This window comes from Streptacidiphilus pinicola (assembly GCF_003258295.1).
GTDB classification, from domain to species: Bacteria; Actinomycetota; Actinomycetes; order Streptomycetales; family Streptomycetaceae; genus Streptacidiphilus; species Streptacidiphilus pinicola.
Window position 1 is genome coordinate 1 of record NZ_QKYN01000186.1, and the last position, 15723, is coordinate 15723.

14 protein-coding genes, 1 pseudogene and 1 riboswitch are annotated in these 15723 nt (G+C 70.7%); of the genes and pseudogenes, 9 read left to right on the forward strand and 6 right to left on the reverse strand.

Features of this window, described 5'->3' with window-relative positions; genetic code table 11:
- Positions 1-319: pseudogene (locus tag DN069_RS40650) on the forward strand (hypothetical protein); the annotation flags it as partial.
- 216 nt (positions 320-535) lie between these two features.
- Here DN069_RS40650 and hisC read toward each other — a convergent pair.
- Positions 536-1627, reverse strand: a complete 1092-nt coding sequence (hisC, locus tag DN069_RS35430; RefSeq protein ID WP_111507365.1) for a histidinol-phosphate transaminase — start codon at positions 1625-1627, stop codon at positions 536-538.
- Between the two features lie 321 nt (positions 1628-1948).
- Between hisC and DN069_RS35435 the strand changes: the two genes are divergently transcribed.
- From DN069_RS35435 to DN069_RS35445, 3 genes are all read left to right on the forward strand, one after another.
- Positions 1949-3148 (forward strand): LacI family DNA-binding transcriptional regulator, encoded by a 1200-nt coding sequence (locus tag DN069_RS35435; RefSeq protein WP_111507366.1) that lies wholly within the window; start codon positions 1949-1951, stop codon positions 3146-3148.
- Between the two features lie 173 nt (positions 3149-3321).
- Entirely contained in the window at positions 3322-4506 is a 1185-nt protein-coding gene (locus DN069_RS35440) for a metallophosphoesterase (protein WP_279387950.1), read from the forward strand.
- A gap of 209 nt (positions 4507-4715) precedes the next feature.
- On the forward strand, positions 4716-5624 hold the full coding sequence (locus DN069_RS35445) for a hypothetical protein (RefSeq protein ID WP_111507367.1): 909 nt from the start codon (positions 4716-4718) through the stop codon (positions 5622-5624).
- A 62-nt stretch (positions 5625-5686) separates the two neighbouring features.
- Here the strand turns inward: DN069_RS35445 and DN069_RS35450 are convergent, their stop codons facing one another.
- Both DN069_RS35450 and DN069_RS35455 read right to left on the reverse strand, forming a co-directional pair.
- A complete protein-coding gene (locus DN069_RS35450) occupies positions 5687-6715 on the reverse strand; it encodes an aspartate-semialdehyde dehydrogenase (RefSeq protein ID WP_111507368.1) in 1029 nt (342 codons plus the stop codon).
- A gap of 151 nt (positions 6716-6866) precedes the next feature.
- Positions 6867-7856, reverse strand: coding sequence for an aldo/keto reductase (locus DN069_RS35455; RefSeq protein WP_111507369.1), 990 nt, complete (start codon positions 7854-7856; stop codon positions 6867-6869).
- A 109-nt stretch (positions 7857-7965) separates the two neighbouring features.
- Between DN069_RS35455 and DN069_RS35460 the strand changes: the two genes are divergently transcribed.
- Complete coding sequence (locus tag DN069_RS35460; RefSeq protein WP_111507370.1) at positions 7966-8352, forward strand: MerR family transcriptional regulator; 387 nt, start codon at positions 7966-7968, stop codon at positions 8350-8352.
- A 62-nt stretch (positions 8353-8414) separates the two neighbouring features.
- Here DN069_RS35460 and DN069_RS35465 read toward each other — a convergent pair whose 3' ends face one another.
- On the reverse strand, positions 8415-8858 hold the full coding sequence (locus tag DN069_RS35465) for a hypothetical protein (RefSeq protein WP_111507371.1): 444 nt from the start codon (positions 8856-8858) through the stop codon (positions 8415-8417).
- A gap of 380 nt (positions 8859-9238) precedes the next feature.
- On the opposite strand from DN069_RS35465, the gene DN069_RS35470 reads away from it, so the two are divergent.
- The 3 genes from DN069_RS35470 to DN069_RS35480 all read left to right on the forward strand — a co-directional run bounded on the left by DN069_RS35470 (position 9239) and on the right by DN069_RS35480 (position 11583).
- Complete coding sequence (locus tag DN069_RS35470) at positions 9239-9763, forward strand: hypothetical protein (RefSeq protein WP_133260153.1); 525 nt, start codon at positions 9239-9241, stop codon at positions 9761-9763.
- Between the two features lie 257 nt (positions 9764-10020).
- Positions 10021-10686, forward strand: a complete 666-nt coding sequence (locus DN069_RS35475) for a DUF4097 family beta strand repeat-containing protein (protein WP_111507373.1) — start codon at positions 10021-10023, stop codon at positions 10684-10686.
- Positions 10687-10764: 78 nt separating this feature from the next.
- Entirely contained in the window at positions 10765-11583 is an 819-nt protein-coding gene (locus DN069_RS35480) for an alpha/beta fold hydrolase (RefSeq protein WP_111507374.1), read from the forward strand.
- A 150-nt stretch (positions 11584-11733) separates the two neighbouring features.
- Here the strand turns inward: DN069_RS35480 and DN069_RS35485 are convergent, their stop codons facing one another.
- Entirely contained in the window at positions 11734-12156 is a 423-nt protein-coding gene (locus DN069_RS35485; protein ID WP_111507375.1) for a hypothetical protein, read from the reverse strand.
- 239 nt (positions 12157-12395) lie between these two features.
- Positions 12396-14237, reverse strand: a complete 1842-nt coding sequence (thiC, locus tag DN069_RS35490; protein WP_111507390.1) for a phosphomethylpyrimidine synthase ThiC — start codon at positions 14235-14237, stop codon at positions 12396-12398.
- A riboswitch (TPP riboswitch) is annotated at positions 14233-14345 on the reverse strand. It overlaps the preceding gene by 5 nt.
- Positions 14346-14426: 81 nt before the next feature.
- Here thiC and DN069_RS35495 point away from each other — a divergent pair.
- Positions 14427-15719 carry a YibE/F family protein gene (locus tag DN069_RS35495; protein ID WP_243640201.1) on the forward strand — a complete coding sequence of 431 codons (1293 nt, stop codon included), beginning with the start codon at positions 14427-14429 and terminating at the stop codon, positions 15717-15719.
- The last annotated feature ends 4 nt before the right edge of the window (positions 15720-15723 follow it).

Below are 15723 nucleotides of genomic sequence, written 5' to 3' on the forward strand. Positions count from 1 at the left end.
GAACGGTGGTGGCGGCGGTTTCGGCTTCGGCGGCGGCGCTTCGCCCAACCCCACCATGCAGGCCGCGATGCAGGCGTGCGCCTCCCTCCGCCCCAAGGGCGGCTTCGGCGGCGGCGGCCGCGGCGGGTTCAACTCCTCCGCGATGGCCGCGTTCACCAGTTGCATGAAGGACCACGGCGTCACCCTCCCCACCAAGGGAGGACTCCGCGCCCTGAACACCACCGACCCGAAGACGGCCTCGGCCTACAACACCTGCAAGCCCCTCCTCCCGACCCGCTCCCCCGGCGCCTCCGCCCCTTCGCCGTCGGCTTCGTCGTAAGGGACGTCGCACTGCCGCGCGGCCCGGGGCTCCGCCGCCCGGGCGCGACCGGGCCCGCCTTCCACCGCAGACCGGTGCAACACGCTCAGGGGCGCGGGGCTCTGCCGACTTGCGGCTCCGCCGCCCGGGCGCGACAGGGCCCACCTGCCACCGCAGGCAGGTACAACACGCTCAGGGGCGCGGGGAGCTGCGATTTCCCCGCGCCCCTGACGCTGCTTACAGCGTCTTGCGGAAGACCTCCGCCGTCTGCAGGAAGAGGTCATTGGCCTCCGTCTCGCCGATGGTGATGCGGGCGCCCTCGCCCGCGAAGGGGCGGACCACGACGCCCGCCGCCTCGCACGCCGCCGCGAAGTCGGTCGTGCGCTCACCGAGCCGCAGCCAGACGAAGTTGGCCTGCGTCGTCGCGACCGTCCAGCCCTGGGCGACCAGCGCGGAGACGACCCGCTCGCGCTCCGCGACCAGCGCGGCGACGCGCTCCAGCAGGGCCTCCTCCGAGCGCAGCGAGGCGATCGCCGCGTCCTGGGCGAGCTGGCTGACACCGAACGGCACCGCCGTCTGCCGCAGCGCCTCGGCGACCGGCTCGTGGGCGATGCAGAAACCCACCCGCAGGCCGGCCAGGCCGTACGCCTTGGAGAAGGTGCGCAGCACGCAGACGTTGGGGCGGTCGCGGTAGACCTCGACGCCGTTCGGGACGTCCGCGTCCCGCACGAACTCGTTGTACGCCTCGTCCAGGACGACCAGCACGTCGCTCGGCACCGCGTCGAGGAAGCGCTCCAGCTGCTCGCGGTGGACGACCGCACCGGTCGGGTTGTTCGGGTTGCAGACGAAGATCAGGCGGGTGCGCGGCGTGATCGCGGCCAGCATCGCGTCGAGGTCGTGGGTCTCGTCCGCCTTGAGCGGGACGCGCACGGACGTGGCGCCGCTGATCTGGGTGATGATCGGGTAGGCCTCGAAGGAGCGCCAGGCGAAGATCACCTCGTCGCCCGGACCGGAGGTCGCCTGCAGCAGGGACTGCGCGACGCCCACCGAACCGGTGCCGGTGGCGACATGGCTCGCGGGGACGCCGAAGCGCTGGGCCAGCTCGGCGATCAGCGCGGCGCACGCCATGTCGGGGTAACGGTTGAACGACGCCGCCGCGGACGTCGCCGCCTCCAGGACGCCCGGCAGCGGCGGGTAGGGGTTCTCGTTGGAGGAGAGCTTGAAGGCGGGGGCGCCATCGGCACCCTGCGCCGGCTTTCCGGGCTTGTAGGCGGGGATGCCCTTCAGGGCCTCGCGCAGGCGCGGGCCGGAGGTGGATTCGCTGCTCACCGTGGTCGTCCTCCAGAGAATCGCGGCACCGTCGCGCCCCGCAGGATCACTGCGCGCGCGGCGTCGTCGCCGTAACCGGTCGAGATCACCATACGAGCCGATCGCTCGAACCTCACCCGTGCGAGTGACATGTGCCGATTGGGGCCCGCGCAGACTCGCTGGGCGACACCGTGAGTGCATGACCAAAACGCAGGTGATCAGGGGCGAAACGGTCGTTGGTGCAAGGAGAAAAGGCGCGAATGTTCATGGAGAAACGTATCTCCGACGTTCCCGGACAGACCATCCCCTTCTGACAGTTCCGCGCCATACGATCGGCCAGACATGACAGCTGCAGCGAATCACCACGGCCGGCGGACCACCACCCGCACCCGCCGCCTGGAGCGTGCCGGGATCAGGGACGTGGCGGCGGCCGCCGGGGTCTCCATCACCACGGTCTCCGACGCGCTCAACGGCAAGGGGCGGCTGCCCGACGAAACCCGCACCAAGGTCCGCGAGGTCGCCGAACGGTTGGGCTACCGCCCCTCCGCGGCCGCGCGCACCCTGCGCACCGGGCGGTCCGGCCTGATCGGCCTCACGGTCACCACCTACGGCCAGGAGCCGTTCACCTTCACGGAGTTCGCCTACTTCGCGGAGATGGCGCGGGCCGCGACCTCGGCGGCGCTCAACCGCGGCTACGCGCTGGTCGTGCTGCCGGCCTCGTCCCGGCACGACGTGTGGAGCAACGTCGCGCTGGACGGCACGGTGGTGATCGACCCGTCCGACCACGACCCGATGGTGGCCGATCTGTACCGGCAGGGCCTGCCGGTGGTCAGCGACGGAAAACCGGGCAACTGCCCCGTCACGGCCTGGGTCGACAACGACCACCACGCCGCCGTGCTGGGCATCCTGGACCACCTGGCCCAGGCCGGCGCCCGCCGGATCGGCCTGCTGACGGGCACCAGCACGGACACGTACACGCGGCTCAGTACCGAGGCCTACCTGGGCTGGTGTCGGTCCGTGGGCCAGGAGCCGCTGTACGAGGCGTATCCGGCGCACGACCCGTGCGCGGGCGCCGTCGCGGCCGACCGCCTGCTGGCGCGCCCGGACCGGCCGGACGCCGTCTACGGTCTCTTCGACCCCAACGGCACCGATCTGCTGGCCGCCGCGCGCCGCTACCACCTGCGCGTCCCGGACGACCTGCTGCTGGTCTGCTGCAGCGAGAGCGACGTCTACGCCACCACCGAGCCGCCGATCACGACGCTCTCCCTCAAACCGCGCCGGATCGGCACCACCGTGGTGAACCTGCTGATCGACGCGATCGAGGGCCAGTCGTCGTTGGGCCAGACGTCAGTGGGCCAGACGTCAGTGAGCCGGACCACGGAAGCCGGCACGTCGACGGGCGACGACTCGGGCGGCCCGTGCGCCGCCGACCAGGACTCCTCGGGGCAGTTGATGCCGACCGAGCTGATCGTCCGGCGCTCCTCGCAGCGCCGCTCCCCACGCACGACGGTGGCGGCCCCGCGACCGCCCGGGGAGTCGTGAAGCGGGGAGATGTCGTGGGGGTCGTCGCGGGGATTGTCGTCAACGGGCAGGTGTGACCTGCCCGTTTTGCCCCCTGTTGCTCGGCGTTGCCCCTTCGCTTGATGAACGAATTCGGCGGGCTGATCCCTCCCAGGTGCGGACGCCGGGAAGGACGTCTTTATACGATGGGCGGCATGACACCCGTGGACCGTCCCGCCTGGCCTGACCAGCCGGACCCAGGCCCGCACGCCACGCAGGCAGCGGACGGGTCCACGCCGTTCGACTTCTTCGCCCCGGCAGCGCCCGGGGGTCCTGGCGCCGCACCCGTGGCGCAGCAGCCGGCGCCACAGCAGCCGGCACCGTCGCAGGCCATGCCGCAGGCCGGCGGACCGGCCGGGTTCGGCGCGCCGACCGTCCCGGTCACCCCGTCCGTCGCGCCGCCGATGCCCGCGCCGCAGGACCCGCCGACGCTGGAGCTGGGCGCGCCCATCGTCGAGCACCACCAGCCGACCGTCCCGGCACCCGCACCCGCGCCCGCGCTCGACTCGCTGCCCGGGGGCCCGGACAGCCCGCTCTACGTGGTCGGCGACGTCCACGGTTACCTGCAGGACCTGCTGGACGGCCTGCACGAGCAGGGCCTGATCGACGCCGAGGGCCACTGGAGCGCGGGCCGCTCCCGGCTCTGGTTCCTCGGCGACTTCACCGACCGCGGCCCCGACGGCATCGGCGTGATCGACCTGGTGATGCGCCTGGCCGCCGAGGCGGCCGCGGAGGGCGGCTACTGCCGCGCCCTGATGGGCAACCACGAGCTGCTGCTGCTCGGCGCCGACCGGTACGGCGACGAGCCCGTCCACTCCAGCGCCGGTACCGCCTCCTTCCTCGCCGCCTGGCGCCTCAACGGGGGCCAGCCGCACGACATGGAGCGCCTGGAGGACCACCACGTCGCCTGGCTCTCCCGGCTCCCGGCGATGACGGTCGAGGACGGCCACCTGCTGATCCACTCCGACACCACCGCCTATCTCGAATACGGCGACTCGGTGGACGCGGTCAACGACGCGATCCGCGAGGTGCTCAACCAGGGTGACTCGGAAGAGTGGTGGGACTGCTTCCGGCGGATGACCAAGCGCTTCGCCTTCCGCGGCGAGCACGGCGCGCAGGCGGCGCACGAGCTGCTGGGCGCGTTCGGCGGGCACCGGATCGTCCACGGCCACAGCCCGATCCCGTACCTGCTGGGTGAGGTGTCGACGGAGGACGGCCCCTCGGGCGTCCAGATCACCGGCCCGCACGTCTACGCCGAGGAGCTGGCCGTGGCGATGGACGGCGGGGTGACCCTGGAGGGCGAGGGCAAGCTGCTCATCGCGCGCCTGCCGCTGAGCTGAGCCGAGGGCTGAGCCCAGCGGAACCGGAAGGCATGCTTCGGGCAATTGCCAGAAGCAACTCGGGCCACTCCTGACGCGGAATTTCGGGAAACCGACTGTCGATCTGTCAGCACTCGCCCCTAGCATGTGCGTTAACAGCCCATAACCCCCGGCTGTGCCGTGATCACCCTGCCCTGAGCGGCCGTCACTTCCACGGGGGGAGCAGAACCATGGACATCGCCTCGCAGCTGCTGGCCGAGGACAAGCCCGACTACGTGCGGATCCTGGACGAGGCCCTGCAGACGCCGCACATCCGCGACGCGGTGCGCGCCACCCGCGGCGCCATCACGTCCGAAGAGCTGCACGAACGCGCCATGCGCGAACTGCCCGAGGTCGCGGCCGAGGCCGCGCCCGAGTACGCCGAGCTCGTCGCGCTGCGCGAACAGCTCGCGCAGGTCGGCGCGGGCCCGGACACGGACCGTCTGGGCAGCACCGACCCGGCCCAATGGGTCGAGCCCGGCACGGCGCTGGACGCCGGCCGCCGCGCGGGCCTCGCCCCCATGGCGGCGGTGCTCGCCCCGGTCCTCTCCTGGACCAGCGCGCTCGCCCTCTGGCTCATCGGCCTGGCCGTCCGGGCGGGCTCGTCCACGCTCGCGCTCGGCCACCAACTCATCACGGCGGCGGGCGCGCTGGCCGCGGTCGGCGCGGCGGCGCTGGTCGTCGCCATGGTCGGCCTGGTGCTCACCGCCAAGCGCGACGCGGCGGTCGAGCCCGAGCGCCCCCAGCCCGAGCTGGCGGCGGAGCTGGCCAAGGCACGCGAGGCGTGGCGCTCGGCGCTGCGGATACGGGGCGTCGTCCCGTTCCTCGAATCCGAGCTCGCGACACGGTCCGCGGCGATCGCTGCGGAAGCGGCGCAGCGCCGCACCCGTGTCGACCTCATCCGGCACCGCCCCAAGCTCGGCTACACCAGCCCCGGCTTCACCAGCCCCGGAGTCGAGGGCATCACCGACGGCCACGGCCACGAGAAACCCGAGGAGGACCGCGACGACGAGGTCTACTTCACCTCGCCGGGCTTCTCCTCCCCCGACTTCTCCAGCCCCGGGCCCAACGCCCGCTTCCTCCCGAACGCCGAGGACTAAACAGAGAACGCGAGGCAGAAAAGGGGCGCGCGGAAGTCCGCGCGCCCCAAGTTCTCAGTGCGTCAGGCCTTGAGCTCCTGCGCGACCAGTTCCGCGATCTGGACGGCGTTGAGCGCGGCGCCCTTGCGGAGGTTGTCGTTGGAGACGAAGAGCGCGAGGCCGTTGTCGACCGTCTCGTCGTTCCGGATGCGGCCGACGAAGGACGGGTCCTTGCCCGCGGCCTCCAGCGGGGTCGGCACCTCGGAGACGACGACCCCCGGCGCCTGCGCCAGCAGCTCGTAGGCGCGCGCGGCGCTGAGCGGCCGGGCGAAGCGCGCGTTGATCTGCAGGCTGTGGCCGGTGAAGACCGGCACCCGGACGCAGGTGCCGGAGACCTTGAGCTCGGGGATCTCCAGGATCTTCCGGCTCTCCTTGCGGAGCTTCTGCTCCTCGTCGGTCTCGTTGGAGCCGTCGTCCTGCACGGAGCCGGCCAGCGGCAGCACGTTGAAGGCGATCGGCTTGGCGAACTTCTGCGGCTCCGGGAACTCCACCGCCTCGCCGTCGAAGGCGAGCTGGTCGGAGGTCGCGGCGACCTTCGTCGCCTGCTGGTACAGCTCGGCGACGCCGGCCAGGCCGCCACCCGACACGGCCTGGTAGGTGGCGACGACCAGCGCCTCCAGTCCGGCCTCCTGGTGCAGCGGCTTGAGGACGGGCATGGCCGCCATCGTGGTGCAGTTCGGGTTGGCGATGATGCCCTTGGGGCGGTTCGCCACCGCGTGCGGGTTGACCTCGGAGACCACCAGCGGGACGTCCGGGTCGCCGCGCCAGGCGGAGGAGTTGTCGATCACGACGGCGCCCGCCGCCGCGACCTTCTCCGCCAGCGCCTTGGACGTCGAGCCGCCGGCCGAGAAGAGCACGATGTCGAGCCCGCTCCAGTCCGCCGTCGCGGCGTCCTCGACGACGACCTCGCCGCCCCGCCACGGCAGCGTGGACCCGGCCGAGCGCGCGGAGGCGAAGAGCCGCAGCTCCGTCACCGGGAAGTCGCGCTCCTCCAGAATCCCGCGCATGACGCCGCCGACCTGACCAGTGGCACCCACGATTCCAATCCTCATGCCCCTACAGTAAGCGCCCGCGGCCGGAAGGCGAGCGCATATCCAACCGCCGGACACCCGCCCCCACCCACGCTGAACTGCGCAAACGGGAAGCCTTGCGGTGCGCCCGGGGGAGCGGCGCAAGGCCTGCGGGACAGCGGAGCGATTCCGCTCACACCACGGTGTCGGAGATCTCATTCCAGCGCCGCGCCTGATCCAGCCGCTCCCGTTGCTCAGTGGTCAGGTTCAGTTCGACGGCATCCAAGGCCTCGTCCAGCTGTGCCAAGCCACTCACGCCGATCACCGGCAACACGCTCGGCGACCCGCCCATCAGCCAGGCGAGCGCGACCTGGTTGGCCGTCGCCCCGGCCTCCTCGGCCACCGCGCGCAGCGCGTCGAGCTGGCGCTCGGTGCCCGCGTGCCGGTACTGGGCCTGCAGCTCCTTGTCCGGGTCGGTGTAGGCGCCGTTGACCAGCGGACCGTAGGCGAGCACCGTCAGCTCGGGTCGCGAGCTCGCGTAGTCGAGCAACTCCTGGTCGGCGTGCACCTGGTAGTCGAAGTCGGCGTCGGGGGCGGGCATCAGGTAGGTGTGCCGCTGCTGCACCGCGGCGTAGGGCGCCGACCCCGTCTCAGCCGCCACCTGCCGGGACCTGACCACCCGCGGCGTGCTCTGGTTGCTGATGCCCACCTGCGCCGCGATCCCCTCCTTCACCAGCGCCCCGAACGCGGCGACGGTCTCCTCGACGGGCGTCGCGGGATCGTCCACGTGCCCGTAGAGCAGGTCGATCCGCTCGACGCCCAACCGCTCCCGGCTCTCCCGCGCCGCGCGCGCGACCACCTCCGCCCCGAGCCCCTGCCGGTTCGCCGGCCACTCGGCGCCCCGGGCGGGATCGGGCAGCGCACCGAGCTTGGTCGCCACGGCGATCTCGTCGTGGGCGCCCCGCTCGGCCAGCCAACGGCCCAGCAGCGCTTCGCTGTCGTCGCCGCGGCTGCCGTCGACCCAGAAGCAGTAGCAGTTCGCGGTGTCCAGGAAGGTCCCGCCGCGCTCGACGAACCGGTCCAGCAGCGCGAACGAGGTGGCCTCGTCGACGGTCGTGCCGAAGGGCAGCGTGCCGAGGCAGAGCGCGGAGACCTGTCGGTCGCCCAGCATGCGGTAGCGCATCAGTGGTCCTCTCCGGAGTGCGGGTTCGTCCGTCACCGAGCCTCACAACCGGAGCGCACTCCAGGTCAAGCCCCGCCAAGCGTCGGCCTGCCCGGGCACAATCGGCCGGGTGACCACGACACCGCGCCAGCTCACCCCCGCCCAGGCCGCCGAGCAGTCCGGCTTCTCGCTGGACACGCTCCGCTACTACGAGCGCATCGGCCTTCTCACCGGCATCGACCGCGCCGCCAGCGGCCACCGCCGCTTCACCGCCGACGACCTCGCCTGGCTCGCCGTCCTGCGCTGCCTGCGCGACACCGGCATGCCCATCGCCTCGATGCGCCGCTACGCCCAACTCGGCCGCAGCGGAAACAGCCCCGAGAACCTCACCGAGCGCATCGAACTCCTGGAGGACCACGACGCGTCCGTGGAGGAGCAGATCGCCCGGCTCAGGGCACAGCAACAGCATCTGCGCGAAAAGATCGCCTACTACCGTGCCGAACTCGGGAACGCCTAGCACCGGTGCCCAAACCGATTCCCGCGAAGAACTCGACTGCCTGAAAGGTCCTTTGCGCCACATCAAGGTGTACGGACCGGACCCGTCCCACTGGACGACCCGCGTGCAGCCCTGACCACCCGCCACTGACGCCACAGCGCGAACAGCAGCAGCGGCAGGCCGACGCAGTGGTACGCCACGTCGACGGCCGTGCCGCCGGTCGTGGTGAACACCAGCCCGAGCCCGAACCCCGCCACCGCGAACCCCACCGCCCCCAGGGCGAAGCCCTGGGCGGTACGGGGCTCACGCCGCAGCCGATCGGCGGCGATCAACAGCACCAGACCGATGACGCCCTCCGCCGTCCCGGCGGAGTCAGGATCATACGGCGGCGATCCCCCCGCGATCACGTGCGTCAGATGCAGCACGGCCATCACCACCAGCGACAACCCGACTCCGCCCGCCACCCGGGCGACGACCCGATCGCCCACAGCCTCACTCGTCGTGCCCTGCAAGATTCCTGTGTCCATACCCACCACGCTCCCGCGCCCCCCTCTCCCGGAGCGTCCCCCACGGGGAGACACCGGGACTACCGCAGAGGAAGCAGCCGCGGCCGGCGATGCATGCAGCGCACGCAGAGTGAAGGGCTGCCGACGATCGCACTATCCACGCGTTCGGCGTAACCGCCGGACACGGAGCGTCGTTGAACCGGGTGCGCGCAGGCAACTTGGGTGAGCGACTTCGAACAGCGTGTGAATCTCAGAGCAGTCCGGGCAGCCCCCGGCGGGATGAATCAGTGGCCGTATGCGACCTGCGCCCCTAGCCGCTGGGTGGTGCGGTGCAGGACCCCTTCATCCATGCTCACAAGAGAGGCGGCATCTCCATGCCACCTGAAAGCATCCTCAGGGGTGTGGATAAGTCTCGGTTCGTAAAACTCAACATGAGTTTTACGCAGGTCAGCGGCGGTGGCATCGCAATCTACGACCGCCGCGCCATCCTCAACGTGGCGATGCTGCTGCGCGACAGCGACGTCGCCCGACGGGTCCGTACCCACCTCCTCGACGCCGAGGAGCGGGTTGTCCACAGGCCAGCCGACGAGCCCCAGCCTCGGCCCTACGGCATGCCGCCCGGGCGGCGGCTCGGTCCCGGTCCGCACTGGGACGAGTACGAGGTGACGTCCCGCAACCCCGCGTTCGAGGCGTGGCGGCGGGTCATCGATCACGAGGTTCCGTATCCGCCCACGTCCGGTGAGGACCAAGCGGGTTGGGCCGAGGGCTTCGACCGCCGGCTCGACTCGGTGGGCCGGGTCTGCTCGGCGCTCAACGACAAGTTCGACGGCCTGGCCGATGACGTGCGCGACGTGCGCCACGATGTTCGGTCGCTGCGCTCCGAGGCCCAGCGCTCGTCCAAGCGGCAACGCAACAACGGCGCCTGAGCCCTGAAGATCCCGACACACAGAGCCCTGTTCCGGGGGTCCCGACCCCTGGAACAGGGCTTCTTGTTGACCTCCCGCGGTGCGTTCACCACTTATCCATTGCAACGCTCATTGCATTGAAATCTCGTCCATTGCAACAGTTTTACCCCTGCTACCTGCCTAGACACTGATTCGTCGCAACAAGCTAGTTGCCAAGACCTAGAAGGCAACGTAGCGTTTCCGATGTCAGAAACAAGAAGCGAGCACAGGAGAGCACGATGCAGACGTTCGAGACCACCGCCCCGATCACCGTCGTCCTGGCCATCCCCGCCGGGCGGGTCCAGCTCCTCGCCGCCGACCGCACCGACGCCACCGTCGAGGTGCGGCCGAGCAACCCCGGCAAGAACCGTGACGTGCAGGCAGCCGAGCGCATCACCGTCGGCTACGCCGACGGCCTGCTGCAGATCCGGACCCCCGAGCCCAAGCACCAGGTGCTCGGCCCCTCCGGTTCCGTGGACGTCACCGTCCAACTGCCCGCCGGGTCCCGCGTCGAGGCGAGCACCGGGGGCGCGGAGCTGCGCGGGGTCGGCCGCCTCGGGGACGTCACCTTCGAGGGTGCGTACCGCGAGATCAAGCTCGACGAGACCGCGAGCCTCCGCCTCACCGCGTTCGACGGCGACGTCGCGATCGGACGCCTGGGCGGCTCCGCGGAGATCAACACCGCACGCGGCGACATCCGGATCGACGAGGCGCTGCACGGCACTGTCGTTCTCACCACCCAGCTGGGCAACATCTCCGTGACGGCCGCCGCCGGCGTCTCGGCCACGCTCGACGCCGGCACCGCTCACGGGCGGGTCAGCAACGCCCTGAAGAACGACGGCACCCCCGTGCTCGACATCCGCGCCACGACCTCGCAGGGCGACATCACCGCCCGCAGCCTCTGAGCAGCGCAGCAGTAACGAGCAGCCAGCCACCGGAAGCACCGTCCGGACCGCCAACCCAGTAAGACCCAGGAGGAACAGATGAGCACGCACAGCACTTCCTCGACCCACGCGGCGTGGACCGGCATGCTGCCGGTCGACGACACCGCCCTGGCCGTCAGCGACACCGGCGGCACCGGCACCCCCGTGGTCTACCTCAACGGCCAGTTCGCCACCCAGGGTTACTGGCGACGGGTCATCGCCGAGCTCGGCACCGAGCAGTGGCGGCACATCACCTTCGACGAGCGGGCACGCGGCCGCAAGTCACAGCGCTCGAAGGACTACTCCTTCGAAGCCGCCGTGCGCGATGTCGACGCCGTCCTGGAAGCACGGGGCGTGGACCGGGCGCTGGTCGTCGGCTGGTCCTACGGCGCGTTCGTCGCCGCGCACTGGGCGAGCCGCAACCCCGAGCGCGCCATCGGCGCGGTCCTGGTCGACGGCGCATACCCCTACGACTGGCTCGACGACGCCATGGAGGAACGCATCCGCAAGCTGTTCCGGCGCATGGGCTGGTTCACCCCGCTGCTGCGCCCGACCGGCGTGACGCCGCGGATGACCGCCGCGGAGCAGGCGGAGAGCAACATCGAACTCGGAAAACTGTCCCGCGAGCGAGAGTTGGGCCCGGTCCTGGACGCCGTCACCGTTCCGACGCGCTTCGTGGTCGCCTCCGGCTCGTCCTTCGGGAGCAAGGGCGACGAGCAGGAGCAGATCCGCACCAGCCTCCAGGCGGTCACCGCCCGGAACCCCAACATCACCAGCACCAAGGTCGCCGCCAACCACGGCGCGATCCTCCGCAAGGAGTTCCCGACCATCGCCGCCACCGTCCGCGACATCGCAGCCCAGTCCCAGAACCAGGGCTGACACCGGCACCAGCGCCCGACCAACGGCGTCCGCTTCCTACCGGGACCGAAGTCCTCGGCAGGAAACGGACGCCGTTGCCCATGTCAGCACAGACAGCTCACGGTGTGCGCCGACAGCGCCCTGGGCGAGCCCGGGCGGTGGTCGGTGCCGTCAGGCTCTCTGACGGTATGCCGTCCATGAGCCGAGCTGATCACGCAGGTGCCGCGGCACGAGGAACTGCGGCCGGTTGAACGCCACGACCGAGAACGCCACCCAACCACTCGTCAACAGCCCCAGGATGGCCAGCCACAGAAGCAGGTTCGCCCACATCGGTCCCGGGGTGGGGGTACCGGCCCGGTCGCTGGTGATCACGATTCCAACGGCAAGAACCATGCTGCTGAGAAACCACTGGAAGGCACCCATCGGAACAAGAGCACGCCGCACGCCGTGCCACACGGGCTCGCTGAACACCGGGTTCGGCCGAGCCACCCATCCCGGTGGAGTCTGGTTCCGCCAGACCTGCAGGCCCGCGCGAACCGTCCCGGTACCCGTCACGGCCAGGAAGAGCGCGAACAGAGCATAGAAATAGATCACCAGAACCTCGCCAGTAATGTGGTCAGTCGCTGCCTTGATCGCGGAAGGCCGCTCCGCAGCCGACGTAGGCTAGCGCGGCAGGCCTGCGCTCCCTGACATGGCGTCGCGTCCAGCGCACGAGGAGCAGTTGAGATCGGGCCCCACCCGCTCGTGTGCAGGAGTACCGCCGAACGTCTGTAGCCAGGAACGCCGACGGGCCGGCTTGCACGATGTGCAGGCCGGCCCGTCGGCGTTGCCGATCAGTCGACGACCGGCAGGTACACCTTGTGGCCCGAGGCGGCGAACTCCTCGGACTTGGACTTCATCCCCGCCACGACCGTGGCGTCGTCGCCGTTCACACCGTCGGCGTCGGCGTAGAGGTCCATGACGGTTCGACTGATCTTCATCGAGCAGAACTTCGGTCCGCACATGGAGCAGAAGTGGGCCGTCTTGGCCGGGGCGGCCGGGAGGGTCTCGTCGTGGAAGTCGCGGGCGGTCTCCGGGTCGAGGGCCAGGTTGAACTGGTCCTCCCAGCGGAACTCGAAGCGCGCGTCGGAGAGGGCGTCGTCCCAGGCCTGGGCAGAGGGGTGGCCCTTGGCCACGTCCGCGGCGTGGGCGGCGATCTTGTAGGTGATCACGCCCGTCTTGACGTCGTCGCGGTTCGGCAGGCCGAGGTGCTCCTTGGGCGTGACGTAGCAGAGCATCGCCGTGCCCCACCAGGCGATCATCGCCGCGCCGATACCCGAGGTGATGTGGTCGTAGCCGGGCGCCACGTCCGTCGTCAGCGGGCCGAGGGTGTAGAACGGCGCCTCGTCGCAGATCTCCTTCTGGAGATCCATGTTCTCCTTGATCTTGTGCATCGGGACGTGGCCCGGGCCCTCGATCATCACCTGGACGTCGTGCGAACGCGCGATCCGGCCGAGCTCACCCAGCGTCTGCAGCTCCGCGAACTGGGCCTCGTCGTTGGCGTCCGCGATCGAGCCCGGGCGCAGGCCGTCGCCCAGCGAGTAGGTGACGTCGTAGGCGCGGAGGATCTCGCAGAGCTCGTCGAAGTGCGTGTAGAGGAAGTTCTCCTCGTGGTGCGCCAGACACCAGGCCGCCATGATCGAACCGCCGCGCGAGACGATGCCGGTCTTGCGGCGCGCCGTCAGCGGGACGTAGCGCAGCAGCACGCCGGCGTGGACCGTCATGTAGTCGACGCCCTGCTCGCACTGCTCGATCACGGTGTCCCGGTAGACGTCCCAACTGAGCTCCTCCGCCCGGCCGTCGACCTTCTCCAGCGCCTGGTACAGCGGCACCGTGCCGATCGGGACGGGGGAGTTGCGCAGGATCCACTCGCGGGTGGTGTGGATGTTGCGGCCGGTGGAGAGGTCCATGACGGTGTCCGCGCCCCAGCGCGTGGCCCAGGACATCTTCTCCACCTCCTCCTCGATCGAGGAGGTCACCGCGGAGTTGCCGATATTGGCGTTGATCTTCACCAGGAACTTCGAGCCGATGATCATCGGCTCCGACTCCGGGTGGTTCACGTTCGCCGGCAGCACCGCGCGGCCGGCCGCGATCTCCTCGCGGACGGTCTCGGCCGACATGCTCTCGCGCAGCGCCACGAACTCCATCTCGGGCGTGACGATCCCCCGCTTCGCGTACGCGAGTTGGGTGACCGCCGCGCCGTCGCGGCCGCGACGCGGGCGGCGCGGACGGCCGGGGAAGACCGCGTCGAGGTTGTCCAGCCCGGAGCCGAGGACCACGCCGCGCGGCGAGGTGTGCTTGAGGCCGTCGTCCTCCGGGCGCGGCTCGCGCCCGTGGTAGTCCTCGACGTCCCCGCGCTGGCTGATCCAGGCGTCGCGCAGCGGTGGCAGACCGCGGCGGACGTCCGGTTCGAAGGCGGGATCGGTGTACGGGCCGGAGGTGTCGTACAGCGGCACGGTGCCACCCGTGCTCAACAGCACCTCGCGGTACGGGACGCGCAGATCGGGCCGGGGGCCCTGGTGGTACGCCTTGCGCCAGGCCGGGGTCGGGTATCCGCCCTGGGTGCTGGAGGCCGTGCCGGCCTGCTCGGAGACGTCGGAGACAGACTTCTGCTGCGTGTTGTCGTGCGTGGTCATCAGACCCACTACTCCCTACGCCGGCATTACCCGGTCAGGTTCCTGCGGTCGGCGCAGCGATGTCAGCGCCCTCTCAGCCCGGTGCTCCGAGCTCCCGCGTCTACAGATGAGATGGTGAACACGGTAGCGAGGAGTGGCAGTCCTTGGCCAGGGCTGTGTTGCCCCGTGGACAGGGGGTACCGTTCGCGCGTGGCAGAGCACCACGTGGCGGAGCACTCGCCTCCGCATCAGCATCCGCACGAACACGGGCACGGACACGCGCACGACCACGGTCCGGCGAGCCCCGCGTCCGCGCGCCTGCGCGTGCTGCTGGCCGCGGTGCTCGTGCCGTTCGCACTCGCGGTGCTGTCGGGACTGTGGCTGCTCTGGCCCGCGCCGCTGCCCGCGCACGCCCCGACCGGGACCGGCTTCGACCAGATCACCGTCAACGGCACCGTGACGGCCACCCGCTCCGTCTCCTGCGGACAATCCACCGCGAACAGTGCGAACTCCGGCAGCTGCACCGCCATCACCTTCCAGCTGACCAGCGGCAAGGACGTAGGCCGCAGCGTCACCCAGACGCTGACCCCGGACCAGACGGCGGTGTACTCCGCGGGCGAGAAGATCGTCGTGGACTACTCGCCCAGCGCGCCCGCGGCCCTCCAGTACACCGTCGAGGACGCCGACCGCAGCTTCCCCGTCGCGCTGCTCGCGGGGGTGTTCGCGGTCGCGGTCGTCCTGGTCGGCCGGCTGCGCGGGCTGGCTGCGCTGGTCGCGCTGGCGATCAGCTTCCTGGTGCTGTCCTTCTTCGTGCTCCCGGCGATCCTCGGCGGCGAACCGCCGCTCGCCGTCGCCGTCGTGGGCGGCAGCCTGATCATGCTGCTCGCGCTCTACCTCTGCCACGGCTTCTCGGCCCGCACCTCCGTCGCGGTGCTCGGCACGATGGCCTCACTGGCGCTGATCGGCGCGCTCGGGCAGACCTTCATCGGGCTGACCCGGCTCACCGGCAACACCTCCGACGAGACGGCCTTCGTCCACTCGCTCTTCCCCGGCATCCAACTGCCCGGCCTGCTGCTCGCCGGGGTCATCATCGGCTCGCTCGGTGTCCTCAACGACGTGACGGTCACCCAGTCGAGCAGCGTCTGGGAGCTCCACGCCGCCAACCCCGACCTGAACGCCCGCGCCCTGTACCGCGCGGCGATCCGGATCGGGCGGGACCACATCGCCTCGACGGTCAACACCCTGGTCATGGCCTACGCGGGCGCGGCCCTGCCGCTGATGCTGCTCTTCTCGCTCTCCCACCGCGGCGTCTGGCAGGTGGCGACCAGCGAGATCGTCGCCGAGGAGGTCGTGCGCACCCTCGTCGGCAGCATCGGCCTGATCGCGTCGGTCCCGCTGACGACGGCGCTGGCGGCGTTCGTGGCCTCGCGGGATGTTCCCGACGTGACCGAACCACCGCCTGTTCCGGCCCAAGGCCGGGCATCCCACCGCCGACGCCGGTAACTGA

Coding starts and splice junctions, on each gene's coding strand:
- thiC (WP_111507390.1), bottom strand. CDS start 14,237: ATGACCACGCACGACAACACGCAGCAGAAGTCTGTCTCCGACGTCTCC.
- DN069_RS35440 (WP_279387950.1), top strand. CDS start 3,322: ATGACACCCGTGGACCGTCCCGCCTGGCCTGACCAGCCGGACCCAGGC.
- DN069_RS35450 (WP_111507368.1), bottom strand. CDS start 6,715: ATGAGGATTGGAATCGTGGGTGCCACTGGTCAGGTCGGCGGCGTCATG.
- DN069_RS35455 (WP_111507369.1), bottom strand. CDS start 7,856: ATGCGCTACCGCATGCTGGGCGACCGACAGGTCTCCGCGCTCTGCCTC.
- DN069_RS35465 (WP_111507371.1), bottom strand. CDS start 8,858: ATGGACACAGGAATCTTGCAGGGCACGACGAGTGAGGCTGTGGGCGAT.
- DN069_RS35480 (WP_111507374.1), top strand. CDS start 10,765: ATGAGCACGCACAGCACTTCCTCGACCCACGCGGCGTGGACCGGCATG.
- DN069_RS35445 (WP_111507367.1), top strand. CDS start 4,716: ATGGACATCGCCTCGCAGCTGCTGGCCGAGGACAAGCCCGACTACGTG.
- DN069_RS35475 (WP_111507373.1), top strand. CDS start 10,021: ATGCAGACGTTCGAGACCACCGCCCCGATCACCGTCGTCCTGGCCATC.
- DN069_RS35435 (WP_111507366.1), top strand. CDS start 1,949: ATGACAGCTGCAGCGAATCACCACGGCCGGCGGACCACCACCCGCACC.